Genomic DNA, 16,912 nt, shown 5'->3' with positions numbered 1-16,912 from the left:
ATTATCAAACCTCCACCACTTTAATATTTTTAATATCAATCCGCGAATAGGAATTATCGCCAATCTGAATAGCTTGGATATCGCCGTCGTTGCGTTTAGCGGTGATTTCTTCCGGGCGATATACTTCAACTTCCAAAACATCTTCTTCTCCGCTGTGTGTCGTGACCTTTAATTTAACCATTAGTAATTACCTCCAATGTGACTTCTGATGAACACTCTAAATATCAATTCAGCTTCAATTCTTGCTAAATCATTTGGCAATAACTCAATTTCATGACGACCGCGTGTGATTTTTCCGTCTGAATCCTTGCCGATATAATCGATTAAATCAATACGATCACCACTCGTTCCGCTAAACGATACCGTATTACCGTCGACTTTAATCGTCACGTTGCTAGGTGTTTCGTTAAGCTCGTAGATTCCGTGATTAATATCATGCGTGTGGTCTGGTAAATCAATGTCGTGCGTGTGAGCAGGAACCGCAAAATCATGCGTATGGTTAGGTACGTCAAAATCGTGCGTGTGCGCGGGTAAGTCTGTTGTATGATGATGCTGAAAATCAGCTAAATCAATCGTAACGCCGTGCTTGTGTGGTGAATCGAAATAAGGGAAGTCGTCACCTGTCACATAAGGAATTAATGTTGTTTCCCAACCGTTAGCTAACCCACTACTTTGAACACTTCCACCGCCACTAGAAGTTGACTTGCTTGTACCACCACCGCTAGAAGTCGATGTGCTTGTTCCACCGCCACTTGATGTTGATTTAACAGTTGCACCACCGCCACCAGTTGCTTCGCTATATGCTCTAAATGCTTTCGTTCTCAGCCACAACTCACACGTATTAACATTAACCACATCATCATCAATAACAAACGGAATAACGAGTGGATGCGTTGAATCGGCGTTATCTTGTGCAGGAACGACCATAATGTTTGTCGCACCTTGCGAATACGCTTCGTTGACCTGTTGTTTACGTTTCAAGTCTGTCTGCGTCGTTGCAATATCATCTAAACGACTGTTTACGTCATAAGACACGTTGTGTTCGTTGAGCAATATATCTGGACGTCTCTCATTGATTAAACGCGCTTCATGTATCGTGTCACCGACGTAAATGCGCGTTACTGTGTTTAATAAGTTTTTCGCTTCACCTTTTAAAACAGACAAATCAGCGCTTGTGCATGGAAAACTTAATTTTGGTTGTTTCCACTGGTCAAGTAATGATTGCGCGCTGTCTTTAAGTGCTTGCGCATCGTCAAAACGTTTGTCAATCCAGATGTATTTTTTCTTGCCATACAGATCAATTGAATCTTGGTCATATAAAAAACGACTGCCGTTATTTACATCAGCAATCGTTAATTGATTCACACCCTCACCAGAACCTTTTGGAATAATATAATTCACGATTTCTTCCGGATTTGAGTATTCTTCAAAATCTATTAAGTTTTTACCTTCTCTTATTTCTGATTTAACTTCACTTGATGAAGATATGAGATTTAATTTCCACGGATAAACACTTGTGTCAAATGTAAATTCATACGGCTCATTAAATGGTTGTGGAATACTTAATATCGGCGCTAGTAGACCGTTTTCGTTTTCGAACGAGTAATGAAAATACTTAGTGAAATCAACAGTACCTAAGACGAAATTTTGAACGTCCTGCAATGATAAAATGTACTCTAATACTTCCGTTGTCGTCCAGTTCGTAAACTGATGATAGCCGTCCATGATATCGTCTAGAAGCGTCGCAAAAACATGTTCACAACTGTACGTGATTTCATTTGTATTACTGTTTTTTCTTGTGCTTCTCGGCATGATGCGGAACGTTCCGTAAAATCGACCGGATTTTCCATAAAAGTCAACAAAATTAAAATGCGTGCATAAATCGTTTTTTGAATCATTTGCAGGCAATGTAAATGATGCTGTTGATACTTCGTTAGTTCTAAGTTCAACACCGACGTTTTTAGCGTTTTTTAATATGCCTAACTCTTTCATATCGCTGTCTTTTACAATTAACAAGTTATCACCCCTTTCTTTGAAAATAAAAAGAGACCTCTAAAAAGAGATCTCTCGTGCTTCATTTAACGCATAGTTTGGTTCAACGTTACTTATAATAACTTATTATAAAGTCACTAATCATATTACCTATATGTTTAAATCCTTCATCGTTTGGATGAACATCATCCGCTAAATAAATTGATTGAGTCTCTTTATTGATTCCGCTTTCTCTATATAGATCGAGTGTTGGAATATTGTAATATTCTCCTCTATCAATTAACGCATCAACATATTCAATTAAATAATAACCATCTTCATTTGGATTTTCTTCGGCACTTCCACCGCCCAATTGCTCATTATTCATTCTCCAAGTAGGAGTTACAAAAATAACTTCAATATTAGGATAGGCTTCCTTCAATATTTCTACCGCAACATTGATTCCGCCATAAAACGTATCTCTGGTAGAATCTGTTTCGTTACCAAGTGGTACAACTCCACCATATTTAGTACCCATGTAGTCATTTGTTCCCAAAAAAACCGAAATGAAATCAACGTTAGAAAAGTCGATTTCTTTTAGATTTTTAAAATGCAATTTGAATCTTGGCGAAAATGGATTGTCCTTGTCTATTAATGATTGTTGTTCGTTAAAATCATTATTTACTATAGATTTAACGAGATAAGAGAATGAAAAAGGGTCATAATCAGTTGAAGTATGATGTGCCATTCTGGTACCACCAAACCCTATATTATAGACTGTCATTCTTGTTCTTCTTGATATAACATCTGTATAATCGCCAAATTCGGTGACTGAATCACCAAAAGACACCATCACTTTACCTTTAAGCGTATCTTTATTTTCAACTTGCGTGGCATTATCTATAATTCTTTCATCATCTTCTAAAATAAATTCGTTATTTTTTTCGTCTATAAATACAATAAAAATAAGTAAAAATAACATAAATATAGACAAACCCCATGTTAATATTGTCTTATTTCTCATCATAACAACACACCTTTCACCATATAATGTTTATATGATAACACAAAAATACTAATAGGTTCTATCTAATTAAAAAATAGCTATCAATTGTACCTATCAATTTACTTCCAGCGTCGTTTGGATGCGTTTGGTCTGATAGATAATGAGTATTAGTATAAGAATTAATGCCACTATGACGGTAATAGTCATGATATGGTAGGTGATTAAAACCGCTCGCAGTTTCCAAAGCATCTACAAAATCAACCATGTAATCTCCGTTGTTATTCGGCGTCACATCACTATCTCCACCAGCACCAATGTTAGAGCTATACCTCCATAATGGCGTTGCTACGAAAATACGAATGTGCGGGTATGCTTCCAATATGTCTTTAACCCCTTGATTAAACGCCCCAACATAGGTTGATGTATCAAAGTTTGTCCGGTCAATTAGTCCAATTGGATTGTCCATCGCATGGTCATTTGTACCATATCTAAGGATGATGTAATCGACTGTATTCCAGTCAATTGCTTTGAACTTCGTGAGCCACACATTTAAGTCTGTTGCTCCACCAGATGAACTAAAGATGTTTGCAACTGCTGTATCTTGTTCGGTGAAGTCGCCAGTAGAAATCGCATTTGCTAATGAGTAAAAGGATAGTTTGGAATAATCGGCACTATTACCGTGGTTACTCATGGTCGTACCACCGATGGCTATGCGGTCAACTTCCGCACCCGTTTTCTCCCAAATCGTCAAGTGCTGTTTGCCTTGAGCTGTTAAACTATCACCCATTAAAATAACCTTTTTACCCCATAACGGTTGGTTTTCTCTTTGTAACCAAACCCATTTCACGCCAGCGAAAGTAGAATCAGTATAACGATAATAAACTTCATTCGGATAGTTAATCGGTCTAGCTTTTTGCACGATTCTTGTATTGTATCGTTCAACCTCAAGAATTACCGATACAGCTTCTGTTCCAAAATAATTTCTTTTTGGTAAATTTAGAACCGTTGAAGCAACATAATATCGACCTTCTTCTAGTAAATTATTTGCATCATACGTATCTCCAAAGAAAAAACCACGATAATTAAAATCTGATTTTAACATGTTAGCTGCAATGGTTTTGTCCGCAATAACAGTACCCTGATAAGTTCCTCCCGCTGTCCATTGTGAACCGTTCCAGTAATACCACTTACCATCTAGTGTTACAACGTATATACCCGTTGCACCAGTAGGGTGTGCATTTTGTAAATCAGTCAAGTTTGAATACACGCCTTTTGGAGATCCGTCAGAAATGTTGGATAGTTGAGTATCTACGTAATCTTGATTCGCTTTTTGTTCCAACTGTGCGTTAACTTCCGTATGCTCTGCATCTAAACGATCTTTTAACGTGTCGTATGTCACCGTGTTGTCCGCATTAACTCTAGCTTGCGCTGCTTCAACGCTCGAATCACCTTCAACAACGGTTTCATTAAAAGCTTTTATAGCGTTATTTAATTTAACTCTACCTGTATTAAGACTATCATCTCTATTAATTAATTCAGCCATTTTATCACTCCCATTTGTCACGATAAACAAATCTTATCGTGATATTTATATTACTTCCTGTTATTTCTACATTGTTCATTCCGTTATACAGCCAAAAATCACGTAACTTCAATGCGTTAAAGTTTTCTGCGCCATTTAACAATACTTCATACTCTTTGCAATCAATTGACCAATCAGCGTTAGCAAAGTCCGGGAAAATAATTTCCTGCGTTCCGTTTTTAATAACGAGATTATCAGCGCTACCACTAATCAAAATTTTAGGTTTAAGTGCCAATCCCTCACACCAGTAATTAAGTGTCGCAGGTGCTGTTAACGTCTGTTCTGTTGTCGAACCCTCATGACCAAGTAAATAACTATCTTCAAAGTCAATCGTTTCTGAACCCCAGTTAATTTCATCTTGTAAGACGTTGTTATAAGCATAAGGATCATACGCTGTTAAGAATAAATTAAAACGTCCAGCATTTACTAAACGTGTCGGATTGATACGCTCATTTAATCGGACAGTGTATTCTTTTTCTTTTTCATAATCAAGCGATAACTTAACTTCACGCGGTTTAGCGTAATCATCTAACCAAAATCTCGCGAAATCTCGCAACTTCTTTTGTTTAATCACTTTGTCATGTTCGACAATGCCGACCGGAACAAAGAACGTTTTCGTTTCAATGTCTGTGTCCATGTATTGCAAGCCATCGCGTCCAGTTGCGTCAAATGTGACGTTACTAAACGACGGTGTCGAGGGATGATCGTGACCGGTTTCTTCGATTAAACCAAAGTCGCTTAATTTATATTGACCATCTAAAATAATCATATCGTTCTCACCCCTCTTCCACGAGATTCACTATCAATCAGTGTTTTTAATTCTCTTGCAATCTTTCTTATGTCACTTTCTTCTCTGACGTTGAATACAGCACCATCAAATAGACCTCTCATGTCGTTATTTACCGTTGGTTGAGTGTTTGATTGTGATTGAGTAGAAACGCCACCATTACCGTTTAAATCATATCTAGGAATGGTAGGTATAGACGCTTCAACCATTTTAGCACTTGCTTGATTAATTCTATTTGTTGTGCCTAAAATACCTTGCTCGAATCCCTCGCCAGTGAATTGTCCAATCTGCTCGAATACACGTGATGGAGAATTAATGTCGAGCAATCCTTTTGCCCAATCGATAGCGCCAGTAACAGCACCACCAACAGCATCAGCAACAGCTCCACCCATGTCTTTGATACCGTTTACCAAACCCTTCATAATATCTTTACCAATCTGAAACAAATCAACTTCATCAAAGAAATTCATAACCGAATCCCAGATGTCAGTGATTGTCGTCCAAATATTATCCATCTGATCTGATACAGCGTCAGCCATACCTTGGAAGTCGCCAGTTAATAGAGAAACGATGAATTTTAGTGCGTTCTTGAATGTGTTTTTCACATAACCAAATACAGATTCGATTATACTACCGATTAACTCCATCGCGCTTTTAACCGCGTTTTTCATTTGTTCAAAGTCAAGACCGAGTTTGTCAGATATAAATTTTAGTCCTATTAAAAATATTTCTTTAATCTTCTCGATTATATTCGCGATAAATTCCCGCGTTAACTCCAGTTGTTCGCTCGCAATTTCTTTCATACGAGTAAAATCACCAGTCATTAATGCTTTTAAAAATTCTAGCGCATTACTGAATGTTTCTTTGATGAAGTTCCACACTAAATCGACTGTTTCTTTAAACCAATCGAGCTTATTGTAAGCGAGAACAAATCCTGCTACTAATAAAGCTATCGCTGCGACCACACCGGCAATAATTCCGATTAATGCCCCTAGACTTATCCCTATCGCGGCGGCGGCTGCACTTAATGCGGTAAAAATAGGTGTTAGAACAACAACTATCCCGATTATTACAGTAAAAGCTGTCGCAATAGCAATGATCGTTGCTGTTAGTTTAGGATTTTCAGCAATCCAATCAGCAATGATCGTGACAAATTCGGCTACTTCTTCAAATAATGGCGCTAGTGATTCTTTGACTTTGTTAAATGATTCTTGCATTTTAGTGATAGGTGATTCGTCTATTTTCTCAACTTTTTCTGCGGTTGCGTCTACACCTTCACCTAAATCAAACGTAGCTGTCTCAGCGCCTTTAAGCGCATCAAAAATCTTATCGCCTTGTTCTTCATACATCGTTCCAAATGTTGCCACGCCTAAAGCATTTTTAGTCGTATCATCTTCCACTTGTTCTAACGCTTTAGCGACGTCAAGCATTGCCTGTTTGCCATCTTCTCCACCACCGGCAACGGCTTTACCCCAATTTTGAAACTGTTCCGCCGAAATATCCGTCTTTTCAAGTAATTCCGCCATCGAATCAGGTACTTCTTGACCAAACTCAGATAATAGCTTTCTACCTTCTCCGAGTCCGTCAAGTAAGTTATCGATGTTCCACGAACCGGCTTCTACTCCCGCCGCCATTATCCCTTGAATTTCTTCGGCACTATACCCCGCTGCGGCTAACTGTTGACCATACTCGGCGATAATATCGATTTGTTCTGGCGGAAATCCCGCTTCAAATAAAGAATTAGCAAGCCCTAACGCTTCTTCATCACTAATAGCCAACGTTTCAGCTATTTCATTTGTTTCTTGTATTAGTTCTGTAAAGTCTATACCAGAATAAGCTTTTGAGATAGCACCTGCGCTTTTAATTACTTTAGCATTAGATTCATCGCTCGCATCAGCATTTAATGCCCATTGACGTCTAACACCCTCAAGCGCTTCTTCTCCATCGATACCGTATGTTTCAATCTGTTTAATCGCATCTTTAACTGCTTTTTTTGATTCTTCGGGAACATTAAAAGAAATATCAATCTGCGTTTGTAATTCAGAAAATCCAAGCGATTGATCAATAACACCTGCGATTCCTCCGGCGGCTGCGATTCCTCCGATAGCCGTACCTAATTCTCCGACGGCAGTTTCTGCTTTACCGGCTTCTTTCTTCACGTCTTTCATATCTCTCTCTAGGTTGTCTAACTCTTTACCATCGTCCACAGTTGCTAACTTATCTTTAAAGCCATTTAACTGGCTTTCTGTCTTGATGATTTCACGACGAAAAGCATTGTACTGTTCTTCCTTGATGTCGCCTTTTTTAAATTGGTCTTGTACTTGCTTTTCAGCATCTTTCAATTGATTAAGCTTGTCAGATGTATTCTCGACTTGATCACTTAATAGTTTTTGTTTTTGTTCTAGCAACTCAACGTTACCAGGATTAAATTTCAATAAGCGTTCGACGTCTCTTAACTCGCTATTTAGTGTGCTAGAACGTTTGTTGACGTCTTGTAGCGCTTTATCTAATCCGCGTGTGTCACCATCGATTTCAATGCTTATCCCACGAATTTTTTTAGCCAATATTACTCACCTCGATTCTAGAAAGAATCATAATCTGCTTGAATTGCTCGTCGTTCTTTCTTCTTACCGTCTTTACTGTTATGTTCGACATATTCATCGATGTAATCTAAGCACATGCCAATCGTATAAACTTCTAAATCGGCGTATTGTAAACCGACAGTGCGACAATAATATAAAAAAAGGTCGGTAGTGAGTGTTTCACCATCCGACCCCTTATCGTTATTTACTTTTTTTTTGACGTTTGCATTGATGACAGCATTAAATCTTGTAATTCCGGCATAATTTCCATCAGTGGAAATACTTCAAACGTATCTAGCCAGTCCATCGGCTCCGGAATTGAGGAATCCGCTGTTTTAGCAAGAACCCAAGCTACGTTATAAAACACTTCCATGTCTAATTGCTTGATCTGTTCGTACGTTGGATTTTTAGATTTAATCTTTGACAGACCTTGCATTTTCATTAAGTCAGTAAAAAAATCTTGACCAAACTGTTTTTTATAACGCAAAGGTGTTGCGCCTGTTGATTGAAACGTTACTTTACGACCATCAATATTAATTGTTTTTTCCACGTGTTAAGCCTCCTACGCTACCGTAACAGTAGCTGTGTCAGTAAATCCGCCATCAGCCGTTGTTACTGTGATTGTCGCTGTTCCGACTGCAATAGCTTCAACTAAACCACCGCTTGTAACAGTTGCGACTGTATCATCACTTGTTGTGTATGTGACGTCTTTATTTGATGCGTTAATCGGCTCTAATGTCACTGCCATTTGTTGATACTCACCGACCGCTAAACTAATGCTAGCAGGCTCTAATGTTACCCCTGTAACAGCGACTGGCGTTGTGTTATAAACGCTATCAAACCACATGTTATAGACACTTTGCGGTGTTGTTTCAGTTGTCTTAGTCTTAACGACTAACTTATCGTTCATTTCGATTGGACTAGCAACTAAACTTAATTCATTTGTATTTGGTTCGACTGAATCCGTTTTAGTGCTAGATGATACATTCGGACGATTAGCGGTACAGTTAAACATAACGTGACGTGTCGCTCTGATATCGCCATCGAATTCAAACATTAATGCGAATGGCTTCGTTTTAGCATTGGCCACTTCTGTAATCGTTCCGTCCGATTCGTCTTTTTCTTCACCTAAAACATTAATCATGAAATGGTCCGGAATTTTAGCAATCGTTAACGTAGATTCATAACCTTGATTATTTGGCGCTGAATAATAGACTTGGTTGTCAGCGTAAAACTCAATTAAATCTCCACGAGGTTCGTTCGATAGTTCAACGGCTCCTGGAATATGTTTAGGTGTTTCATATACGATGTTTCCTAGTTCATCGAAACTGTATGGTGCGTAATAACAATTCTTCAATCCGAATGTTACTTTGTTTTCTGCCATAATTTAATCACTCCTATTTTTTTATATAACTGATATTGAATATGATCGTTGAAACATTCTTTCTGATTCGATATAAACCTCACTTATTAACTCAAACGGTAGTTCACTGTCGTTTAAAGCTGTTTCTAGTGCGCTTTCTGCGTTTAAATCCTTTTTGTTCGTGTAAAGTTCGATTGTCGGATTTTTAACAGAATAATAGACGATGTTATCAGCGTTAAAGTTCGTTGATTCATCGTCTATATAAGCGATATACGGCAATGCAGGCGGTGAATCAAAATGACTGTACGCAACTGGATAACCAGCGGATTTTAATATAGTTACTAGCTCTATTAGTGTCATCCTCTAATCACCCTTTCTACGCGATCGGTGAATGCGTTAATCGCTTGTTCTTCTGCCGGTCTGATATGTGGAATACCCTGCACACGACCGCCACCACGCTTAACATGACCATTTTCAAGCAAATGCGTTAACTGGTAATCTGTTCGATTGTGGACAACACGTGCATTGCCAACCTTTTTTTGTGACCAGCCTTTTCTATAACTACCTGTTTCTTTCGGACTTCTCTTTTTCAAGTCCTTGACTGTTTCTTTTGCAATCTCTTCTTTAGCTAACTCAAGCCCTTCTTCTACTTCTGACGAGTATTCTTGTAGTGCTTTTGTTATTTCATCTGATAAACTAGCCACTCCTGTTTTTACACTCATCCGATATCACGCTCACACGTCAGATTTAACTTATCGCCACGTTCGTCAACATCAGTGATGTAGTAAATCTCATCTTGATACTTGATTTTTTCTTCGTCATTGTATTCAAACGAATAAATCTCAAATCGCTTGCTTGGCTTTAAGTTGTGATTAGCGGCCGCATATCTTTCGCTTGTCGTCACGCGCATTTTATTCGCATACACTTTACGTTCGACGTTCGTTTCAATCGAGTTTCCGATGTCGTCATAAACAATCGTTGCGCTGATAAGATAAATCACATCGTTATGTCGCATCGTCTACACTCCTGTAATCGCCATAGAGAGACAAGTGTTGTTTTAACATGACGTAAGCATCGTTAAATCTGTCAGCTTCTTGATTGTCATAACCAAAGTTAGCTTTTGCATATGTTTTAATTGCGCGTTTGATAATTGCGTCGGGATCATCCACATTGACAAGCATTTCATTTACACCCGCTTGAATTAAATCCATCTTTGCAGATGCAATCAGTTCTTCAACTTCTGACGTGATACCCACATCGTCGGTTGTAAGACGTAAAGATACTTTAACTTCGTCTAGTAATGTCATATCACTTCACCGCTTTTTGAGCTTTTTGAGCTTCAATAGCTTCTTGTTTACCTTTTACTTTTTCGCCGTTAGAAAGCTCGTAATAAGGACCGCCTAAATGTTTTGGATATTCATCTTCTTTAGGTGGTTGCTTGCTCTTTTCGCCTAAAAAACCTTTGATAATAAGAGAATCAACCCTACCCTCATCGGAATGAGAGTAGAATTGACCTTTTTTATATAGATTATTAGTTTCTTTGTCATGAAAATCTTTAATGACTTTCGCTTGCACTATTAATCACCCTTTCTTATACGTTAGGTGCATTTTGGATAAGCGCAAATGCTTTTTCATCAAGTACATCGCCATCAACAACAGCGTATGCAGCGTAAACTGTTGTACGTTTCTTAACTTCTTTTTCAGACAATACGCTAACCGGTTCATTTGTGTTAAAGACAAGACCGCGATTGGCGTTACCAATAACGATAGAACCATCAGAAATACCAGCATCTGGTTTAACTGTTAGGCCGAACATACGACCAACACCGCCACCTGTTACATCCGGAATAAATAGTGGACGACCGTTATCATCTTTCAAGTTAGCTAACTGATTCCAAATTGTCGCGTTGTTTGCGTAGATAGACGCACCATTTAGATAAGATGAGTGAATTAAGCTCATAGCTTGTGTTAGGTGTTCGTAAGTTAATGGTTCTGGCTCAACAGCTTCTGGATCATACGTAACGACTTGTGGCGTGCCTGCTTCAGCAAGTAAAGCTGTTTCAACTCCGCGCGGTTCATTTGTTCCTGTACCTTGTGATGCTGCAGTACCTAACGCAACACCCATACGGTCACCAAGTTCTTCGATAATGAACGGAATGAATTCTTCAACAGCCATCGCTTGTAACTTCCACGTTACAGTGACTGACTTAGCTAATTCGTGACCGTCAAGCGTAAGCTCTGCGAAAGTATTCTGTTCGTCAGCCGTATCGGTGCCCTCTGTGTACCAAGCAGCATCTCCTGCATCAATAGATGCGTGTTTCTTAATCGTGAATTTACCGCGAACATTGTACTTACGCGCATCAGCGAATAATGGATAGTTTTCTTCTGCTCGCTTCCAAATTCCTGCAGCAACTGTTTCCGGAATCAGAATCTCCGTGTTAGTAGTATCGTGTGTGTAAGCATTTTGATAGTCAGGATTGAATGAGTTAAATAACTCTTGTTCGTCCTTTTCCAGTTGTTTGTTCATCATTTTCTTAGCCCAAACATTTTCATACTTTTGTTCTTTTTCTACTTTAGAGTTCATAGTAAAGTTCAATTCTTTTTCCCCCTCAACATTGACTGATTGATTTTCAAATGATTCTGCTGAATCTTTATCTTTCAATGCGTTTAAATTCGCACTCGCTTTTTTAGCTTCTTCCCATTGGTTATCTAACGCTTCAACTTCTTTCATTTTTGCGTTAGCATCTTCAACTTTTCCTTCGTCGATTAACCCTTGAATAGCGTCCATCATTTCTTTTCGTTGTGCTTTGTATTGTTCTAAATTCATTCGTTAACATCTCCTTTTAGTTTTAATAGATTAAATTTAGCCATTAAAATATCCGATTGATCTTCACCTTTTGGTGATTCAACCGGACGTTTAAATTTGTCTTGCATATTTCTAATTTTGTTAATAACTTGCTGTGGAATCATAGGTGATTCACTCGCACTCGCAACTAACTGATTACTTTCAAACATAACTTCATCAGCAAAGCCTTTTTCTTTCGCTTGTTCAGCGTTTAGCCATGTTTCATTGTCCATCATCGCTAACAGTTCGTTTTCTTCTAGCCCGCTTTTATTTCGATAGGCTGATGCGATTGACTTGTTCATGTTTTTTAACACGTCTGAGCTGTGTTCCATGTCTCTGTAATCGCCTTGCGTAATGTTAGACACATTGTGAATCATAATTTGTGCTGTTGGACTTACTTTGACAGTATCACCTGCCATCGCAATGACCGAACCCATGCTAGCGGCGATTCCAACAATTTTCGTTGTTACTTTGCCTGCATAGTCTTTTAATGCGGTATAAATTTCTGAACCGGCAAACACGTTACCGCCGGGAGAATTTATAACGACTTCTAATTCATCATTTTCAGCGTTATCAAGCGCTTCTATAATGTCGTTAGGGCTTGTGTGTTCAACGTCGAATAAATCGTAAATCCACGCATCATCATTCGACACGATAACGCCTTTAATGTTGATTTTTTTCATCTACTCACCCCCTTCCTGTTTTTCTTGGTCGGTAGGAGCCATGTCTAAACGTCTAACGTAGACATCACCATTTTCTTTTGGAGCCATGCCGAATATTGTTCTCGCTTCGTTCTCACTTACATAGCCACGATCCATACCTTGATTAGCAAATTCCATGCGCGTTTTAAGCGATGCGAACGATAAGTTAAATGATTCAAAAACAATCTTGTTTCCAAACCCTCGTTCTCGGCGATTAAACAATTTTCTCGTAAATTCATTACTTAGTTGGACGATATCCGGCTCGATTGAACCCTCGTAGTAACTCACCCAATCATCTTCACTGTACTTCGATTGGATAATATTCTCGTTTGTGTTGAAGAACGAATAAATACGTTGCACTGACTTGTCCATTTGTTTCTCGTTAGGAACATAATCTTTTGGTTCGACTTGAATCGCATCAGCTTTAGCATCTGTTGCAGCAACACCTAACGTATCGCTCTCTGTACTCAAATAATCTTCCATAAAGCGTTTAACGGCTTTTTTCTGGTCTTCTGGTCTTAACGTTTGCGTGAATTTAAGCAACCATCGAACGACGCCGCTATTTTTAATCGCTTTAACAATCCCCTGGTCAGTTGTATTCACGACTTCCATCAAATTCGCTAACGCTTCACCAGGTGATGTACCAAATAAATCATCTTCGTTGAAATCTTTTCGCAAGTGAATAATGTCTGAGTATTTAAACGTCACGACGGATCCATTACTTAAAGAGAAACGTAAATAAAGACGATTGTTACTATCCATAACTGCTTGTACGCCTCTAGATGAAATTGGATAGATAGCATTAGGCACACCGTTCTCATCACGATTGATATAAGCGAAAGCATTGTTGTTTAACTCTAACTGTGTGGCTAGTTTCTCTTGCAACTGTTGCCCGCTCATATAAATGTTTGGTTCTTCTAACAAGAATCGCATGTAAACGTCCGGATTTACTTTCGTTCCTTCTGCACTTTTTCTGACATGTTTAGCAACAGACTTACCAATTGCTCTTGCTTTTGGTCTAATAGCCGAACGGACAATATCGGATTGATAAAGTTTTCCGTTCCAAGAATAAAAACCATATCCTTTATCAGTGATCATCTTAAATTCTGTCGTGGTCACTTTATTTTGCGGTTTAAACCTGTCGAGTAATTTAATGTTTATCACCCCCTTAAATAAGATTCATGTATTCGTCTAACTTGTCTTTCAGTACGATATAACCACATGCCAAAGAGACCGTACCGTCAATACGTTTACGGTTGTCATTACCTTTGACAAGTTGAATGTTCGCGTTTATATCTGTTTTAACTTCCGAATTGCTTAAACACCACATGTCAATTGGGTTCATGTTGTGGACGATTTTCTTCGCGCCTAAATCAGCACGTAAATCTTTCAATGGTTGGCTCATTGTTGCAGGTCCTTGTCTGACTGGAATCATACTATCCGGACCAAACTCCGCTTTAAACTCACGTAGTAACGTATCATCAATATGCCACGGGTCATAACCGATATAGAGAACATATAGATCATCTTCATCTCTTAACTCTTTAAACCAGTCTAAAATGACGCGCTTATCAACTTTGTTACCTGGATGTGTTCTTAGCAAGCCTTTACGCTCCCAAAGTAAATAAGGAACATTATCACGCTCACGACGATTACCGTCTTGCGTCATTTGATTTAAAACATCTTCCGGCATCCAATACATTGACTTAATGTAAATCTTGTCGTCGTTAGGTCGCATACATAACGCTTTAGCGCTGTTTAAATCGACTGAATCGGCCGCATCAAATCCGCCAATGCCATAACGGAATCCCATCTTCTTAAATTCAAATGTTTCTTTGTTCTCGATTTCATTCCAGTTAAGCCATGCGCTCGCACTGTTTTCTTTCATGTTGAAGTCTTTAACCATGACCGTTGGTTTGAAACTCGGGTCGTCTTTCGCTTTATCGACCATTTGACGTAAGTAGTCGCGACTTTTAATCGTATCAATGCCAGGATTAGCTTTTATCCACATATCTTCGTTATCCCATTCGTCACGATCATCAAGTTCATAAATGAAAGGTAAGAAGCGTTTGTTTTCTTCTCTCAATTCTTTGTATAACAACTTCTTAGCAAAGTCATACTGCGAATCAAAGATACCGTCACGAACAAAACCATTCGTTGTAATCGAAAAAAGCAACGGTTGCCGTCTGGCTCCCATCGCTTGTTTAACTAAGTCATATATATCTCTGTTTTTAATCGCGGCCAACTCATCAATAACAGCACCGTGAACATCAAGACCATCTAATGAGTTTGCGTTACTTGCTAACGCTTTAATAAAGCCGAAATTAATTTGACAATATAAGTCGTTTGCTCTCTTTCTTATGTGCTTAGACAATAACGGTGATTGTTGTATCATCTTGTGCGCTGCGTTAAATCCTAGCTTGGATTGTTCTAACATCGTTGCGACATTGTATATTTGAGGTGATCCCTCACCGTCATTAATCAATAAATCAATTTCCACAGCACCCAACTCGGTTGTCTTGCCGTTCTTACGACCTTCGATAATTAAAACTTCGTTGTACTGTCTAATATCATCATCATCAACAAAACCGAATGTCGCTTGAAATCTAGCCTTCTGAAATAACTCTAATTCTAGCGATGTGCCCAACTTACCGGATGGTAATTTGATGAACTTCTCGATAAAATCAATATGCTTACTTGCAATCGCATGATCGTAATGAAATTCATTGGGATTCAGATACTTTTCCATCAGCATATCTGATACACGTTTCATTTTATCGCAAGCGACAATTTTGTTATCTAATATACCGCCAAAATATTCTTCAAACTCAATCACTTCTTACCACCTGCCAAGAATTCAAGAAGCTCATCGCTTTTATTGACAGATGATTCTTTAGGAAGTAGATCACTAAGCTGTTTCATTGTTGTTGAATACTGTTTAGACCAACTTGTATATAACTCCGACTCTGGACTCTTTTTAGTCCCCCATTGATTCGCACCATTCTGATATTCAATGACAACACCATTTTTATCCATCGTTTGAGTGAGCTCGTCAAGTGATACAGCAAGCCAAGCGGCGTTATACATTAACTTTTGATTCAACTTCTTTATATCATCTGGCATATCTTTAAATGTCCGCCTAATTTTGTTTAACTCTCGTTTAACTAGTTTAACTTTCTCTTCTTCTTCATAAATCAATGTAAAATCACCACCTTTCATACTACACCCCTTACGCAAAGCGTCACGCGTGATTTTTGTTGTCCTTCCTTCGGTATCCTACCGGCCGTCTAATTTTTATTAATGAGGGGGCACTGTTTAATCAATAAAAGCTAATTTCATTTTTACAATCTTCGTTTTTGCACGTTATTGTCGGAAAAGGCCCACTATTGCACCATATTTCAATCTCTTCACTCGTTTCGGGTATGCCATCTACTGTTACCGCCGTTATCTTTCTACCGCAGTTATCACAAATGATTGTAAAACTATTTTTATCAACCATATCTATCACCTATTTTCTTTTGAGGTTTTATCAAGAAAAATCATATATTGAGAAGGACTGCTACCATGAAATTCATCGCACCCTTTATCTATGCATGTTTGAGCGGAGCAATTTCTTAGTTGTTTAGCTATTGCATGTCTTATCTTTAACCACACATCACTCACCCACCTTTACTAGATTGCCATCGTCATCAAAGCTATAACCTTTGCGTGTTGGCTTGTATTTGCCATGGTGTTCCTCGTTATGACAGTCCTGACACAACAACTGTAAGTTATCATGATTCAATGTGACGTTCGGATTGTTTATATTATCCGGTGTTATATATTTAATATGGTGAACGATCTTGCCGGGCTTATAGCATATCTCACATAAACCATGCTTTGATTTGAAATAAGCATTACGACATTGCTTCCACGCTTTAGAATTGTAAAATGATCGCGCGTATTCTTTAGCGATAATCGTTCACCTCTTTTCTGCATATGTAAAAAAGACACCCTGTAATTAGAGTGTCTTTTAATCAAATTAATATTAAGTATCTCGGCCGTTGCTACCTGCCTGGCCGTCCTACCCGCATTA

At 38.5% G+C, this 16,912-nt stretch carries 19 protein-coding genes; all 19 read right to left on the bottom strand.

Features of this window, described 5'->3' with window-relative positions; translation table 11 throughout:
• Positions 1-4: 4 nt before the first annotated feature.
• The 19 genes from BM390_RS15470 to BM390_RS07320 all read right to left on the bottom strand — a co-directional run bounded on the left by BM390_RS15470 (position 5) and on the right by BM390_RS07320 (position 16,792).
• Complete coding sequence (locus BM390_RS15470) at positions 5-181, bottom strand: hypothetical protein (protein ID WP_177220670.1); 177 nt, start codon at positions 179-181, stop codon at positions 5-7.
• Entirely contained in the window at positions 181-2,016 is a 1,836-nt protein-coding gene (locus BM390_RS07410; RefSeq protein ID WP_089853953.1) for a phage tail spike protein, read from the bottom strand. Before BM390_RS07410 ends, BM390_RS15470 begins: the two co-directional genes overlap by 1 nt.
• A gap of 85 nt (positions 2,017-2,101) precedes the next feature.
• Positions 2,102-2,995, bottom strand: a complete 894-nt coding sequence (locus BM390_RS07405; protein WP_177220669.1) for an SGNH/GDSL hydrolase family protein — start codon at positions 2,993-2,995, stop codon at positions 2,102-2,104.
• Positions 2,996-3,056: 61 nt separating this feature from the next.
• Complete coding sequence (locus tag BM390_RS07400; protein WP_089853947.1) at positions 3,057-4,520, bottom strand: SGNH/GDSL hydrolase family protein; 1,464 nt, start codon at positions 4,518-4,520, stop codon at positions 3,057-3,059.
• A gap of 4 nt (positions 4,521-4,524) precedes the next feature.
• Entirely contained in the window at positions 4,525-5,328 is an 804-nt protein-coding gene (locus BM390_RS07395) for a phage tail domain-containing protein (protein WP_089853943.1), read from the bottom strand.
• The gene (locus BM390_RS07390; protein WP_089853940.1) at positions 5,325-7,910 is read right to left on the bottom strand and encodes a phage tail tape measure protein; all 2,586 of its coding nucleotides are present in this window, start codon (positions 7,908-7,910) and stop codon (positions 5,325-5,327) included. Before BM390_RS07390 ends, BM390_RS07395 begins: the two co-directional genes overlap by 4 nt.
• Positions 7,911-8,133: 223 nt before the next feature.
• Complete coding sequence (locus tag BM390_RS07380) at positions 8,134-8,478, bottom strand: hypothetical protein (protein WP_089853934.1); 345 nt, start codon at positions 8,476-8,478, stop codon at positions 8,134-8,136.
• 12 nt (positions 8,479-8,490) lie between these two features.
• Positions 8,491-9,312, bottom strand: a complete 822-nt coding sequence (locus BM390_RS07375) for a major tail protein (protein WP_089853932.1) — start codon at positions 9,310-9,312, stop codon at positions 8,491-8,493.
• A gap of 21 nt (positions 9,313-9,333) precedes the next feature.
• The gene (locus tag BM390_RS07370) at positions 9,334-9,651 is read right to left on the bottom strand and encodes a hypothetical protein (RefSeq protein WP_089853927.1); all 318 of its coding nucleotides are present in this window, start codon (positions 9,649-9,651) and stop codon (positions 9,334-9,336) included.
• Positions 9,648-10,013: an HK97 gp10 family phage protein gene (locus BM390_RS07365; protein WP_089853924.1), complete on the bottom strand. Its 366-nt coding sequence runs from the start codon at positions 10,011-10,013 to the stop codon at positions 9,648-9,650. Before BM390_RS07365 ends, BM390_RS07370 begins: the two co-directional genes overlap by 4 nt.
• Complete coding sequence (locus BM390_RS07360) at positions 10,010-10,306, bottom strand: phage head closure protein (protein WP_089853921.1); 297 nt, start codon at positions 10,304-10,306, stop codon at positions 10,010-10,012. Before BM390_RS07360 ends, BM390_RS07365 begins: the two co-directional genes overlap by 4 nt.
• A complete protein-coding gene (locus tag BM390_RS07355) occupies positions 10,296-10,598 on the bottom strand; it encodes a phage head-tail connector protein (RefSeq protein WP_089853919.1) in 303 nt (100 codons plus the stop codon). Before BM390_RS07355 ends, BM390_RS07360 begins: the two co-directional genes overlap by 11 nt.
• 1 nt (position 10,599) lies before the next feature.
• Positions 10,600-10,866 carry a hypothetical protein gene (locus tag BM390_RS07350; RefSeq protein WP_089853915.1) on the bottom strand — a complete coding sequence of 89 codons (267 nt, stop codon included), beginning with the start codon at positions 10,864-10,866 and terminating at the stop codon, positions 10,600-10,602.
• Between the two features lie 16 nt (positions 10,867-10,882).
• Positions 10,883-12,118 (bottom strand): phage major capsid protein, encoded by a 1,236-nt coding sequence (locus tag BM390_RS07345; RefSeq protein WP_089853913.1) that lies wholly within the window; start codon positions 12,116-12,118, stop codon positions 10,883-10,885.
• Positions 12,115-12,819 carry a head maturation protease, ClpP-related gene (locus tag BM390_RS07340; RefSeq protein ID WP_089853909.1) on the bottom strand — a complete coding sequence of 235 codons (705 nt, stop codon included), beginning with the start codon at positions 12,817-12,819 and terminating at the stop codon, positions 12,115-12,117. Before BM390_RS07340 ends, BM390_RS07345 begins: the two co-directional genes overlap by 4 nt.
• The gene (locus BM390_RS07335) at positions 12,820-13,935 is read right to left on the bottom strand and encodes a phage portal protein (RefSeq protein WP_089854054.1); all 1,116 of its coding nucleotides are present in this window, start codon (positions 13,933-13,935) and stop codon (positions 12,820-12,822) included.
• 70 nt (positions 13,936-14,005) lie between these two features.
• Entirely contained in the window at positions 14,006-15,673 is a 1,668-nt protein-coding gene (locus BM390_RS07330) for a terminase large subunit (RefSeq protein ID WP_089853906.1), read from the bottom strand.
• Positions 15,670-16,056 (bottom strand): hypothetical protein, encoded by a 387-nt coding sequence (locus BM390_RS07325; protein WP_089853902.1) that lies wholly within the window; start codon positions 16,054-16,056, stop codon positions 15,670-15,672. The genes BM390_RS07330 and BM390_RS07325 overlap by 4 nt, the downstream gene beginning before the upstream one ends.
• Before the next feature lie 436 nt (positions 16,057-16,492).
• Complete coding sequence (locus BM390_RS07320; RefSeq protein WP_089853898.1) at positions 16,493-16,792, bottom strand: HNH endonuclease; 300 nt, start codon at positions 16,790-16,792, stop codon at positions 16,493-16,495.
• Positions 16,793-16,912: the final 120 nt, after the last annotated feature.

Origin of the sequence: Halolactibacillus miurensis (genome assembly GCF_900116255.1) — a bacterium.
Taxonomy (GTDB): Bacteria; Bacillota; Bacilli; order Bacillales; family Amphibacillaceae; genus Halolactibacillus; species Halolactibacillus miurensis.
Note: the sequence above shows the minus strand (reverse complement) of the source record. Positions and strands in the feature narration are given on the sequence as shown.

Bases quoted from the DNA above. Each gene is read 5' to 3' on its own strand.
- BM390_RS15470 (WP_177220670.1), bottom strand. From the start codon at position 181: ATGGTTAAATTAAAGGTCACGACACACAGCGGAGAAGAAGATGTTTTG.
- BM390_RS07405 (WP_177220669.1), bottom strand. From the start codon at position 2,995: ATGAGAAATAAGACAATATTAACATGGGGTTTGTCTATATTTATGTTA.
- BM390_RS07400 (WP_089853947.1), bottom strand. From the start codon at position 4,520: ATGGCTGAATTAATTAATAGAGATGATAGTCTTAATACAGGTAGAGTT.
- BM390_RS07395 (WP_089853943.1), bottom strand. From the start codon at position 5,328: ATGATTATTTTAGATGGTCAATATAAATTAAGCGACTTTGGTTTAATC.
- BM390_RS07375 (WP_089853932.1), bottom strand. From the start codon at position 9,312: ATGGCAGAAAACAAAGTAACATTCGGATTGAAGAATTGTTATTACGCA.
- BM390_RS07370 (WP_089853927.1), bottom strand. From the start codon at position 9,651: ATGACACTAATAGAGCTAGTAACTATATTAAAATCCGCTGGTTATCCA.
- BM390_RS07365 (WP_089853924.1), bottom strand. From the start codon at position 10,013: ATGAGTGTAAAAACAGGAGTGGCTAGTTTATCAGATGAAATAACAAAA.
- BM390_RS07360 (WP_089853921.1), bottom strand. From the start codon at position 10,306: ATGCGACATAACGATGTGATTTATCTTATCAGCGCAACGATTGTTTAT.
- BM390_RS07355 (WP_089853919.1), bottom strand. From the start codon at position 10,598: ATGACATTACTAGACGAAGTTAAAGTATCTTTACGTCTTACAACCGAC.
- BM390_RS07345 (WP_089853913.1), bottom strand. From the start codon at position 12,118: ATGAATTTAGAACAATACAAAGCACAACGAAAAGAAATGATGGACGCT.
- BM390_RS07340 (WP_089853909.1), bottom strand. From the start codon at position 12,819: ATGAAAAAAATCAACATTAAAGGCGTTATCGTGTCGAATGATGATGCG.
- BM390_RS07335 (WP_089854054.1), bottom strand. From the start codon at position 13,935: ATGATCACTGATAAAGGATATGGTTTTTATTCTTGGAACGGAAAACTT.
- BM390_RS07325 (WP_089853902.1), bottom strand. From the start codon at position 16,056: ATGAAAGGTGGTGATTTTACATTGATTTATGAAGAAGAAGAGAAAGTT.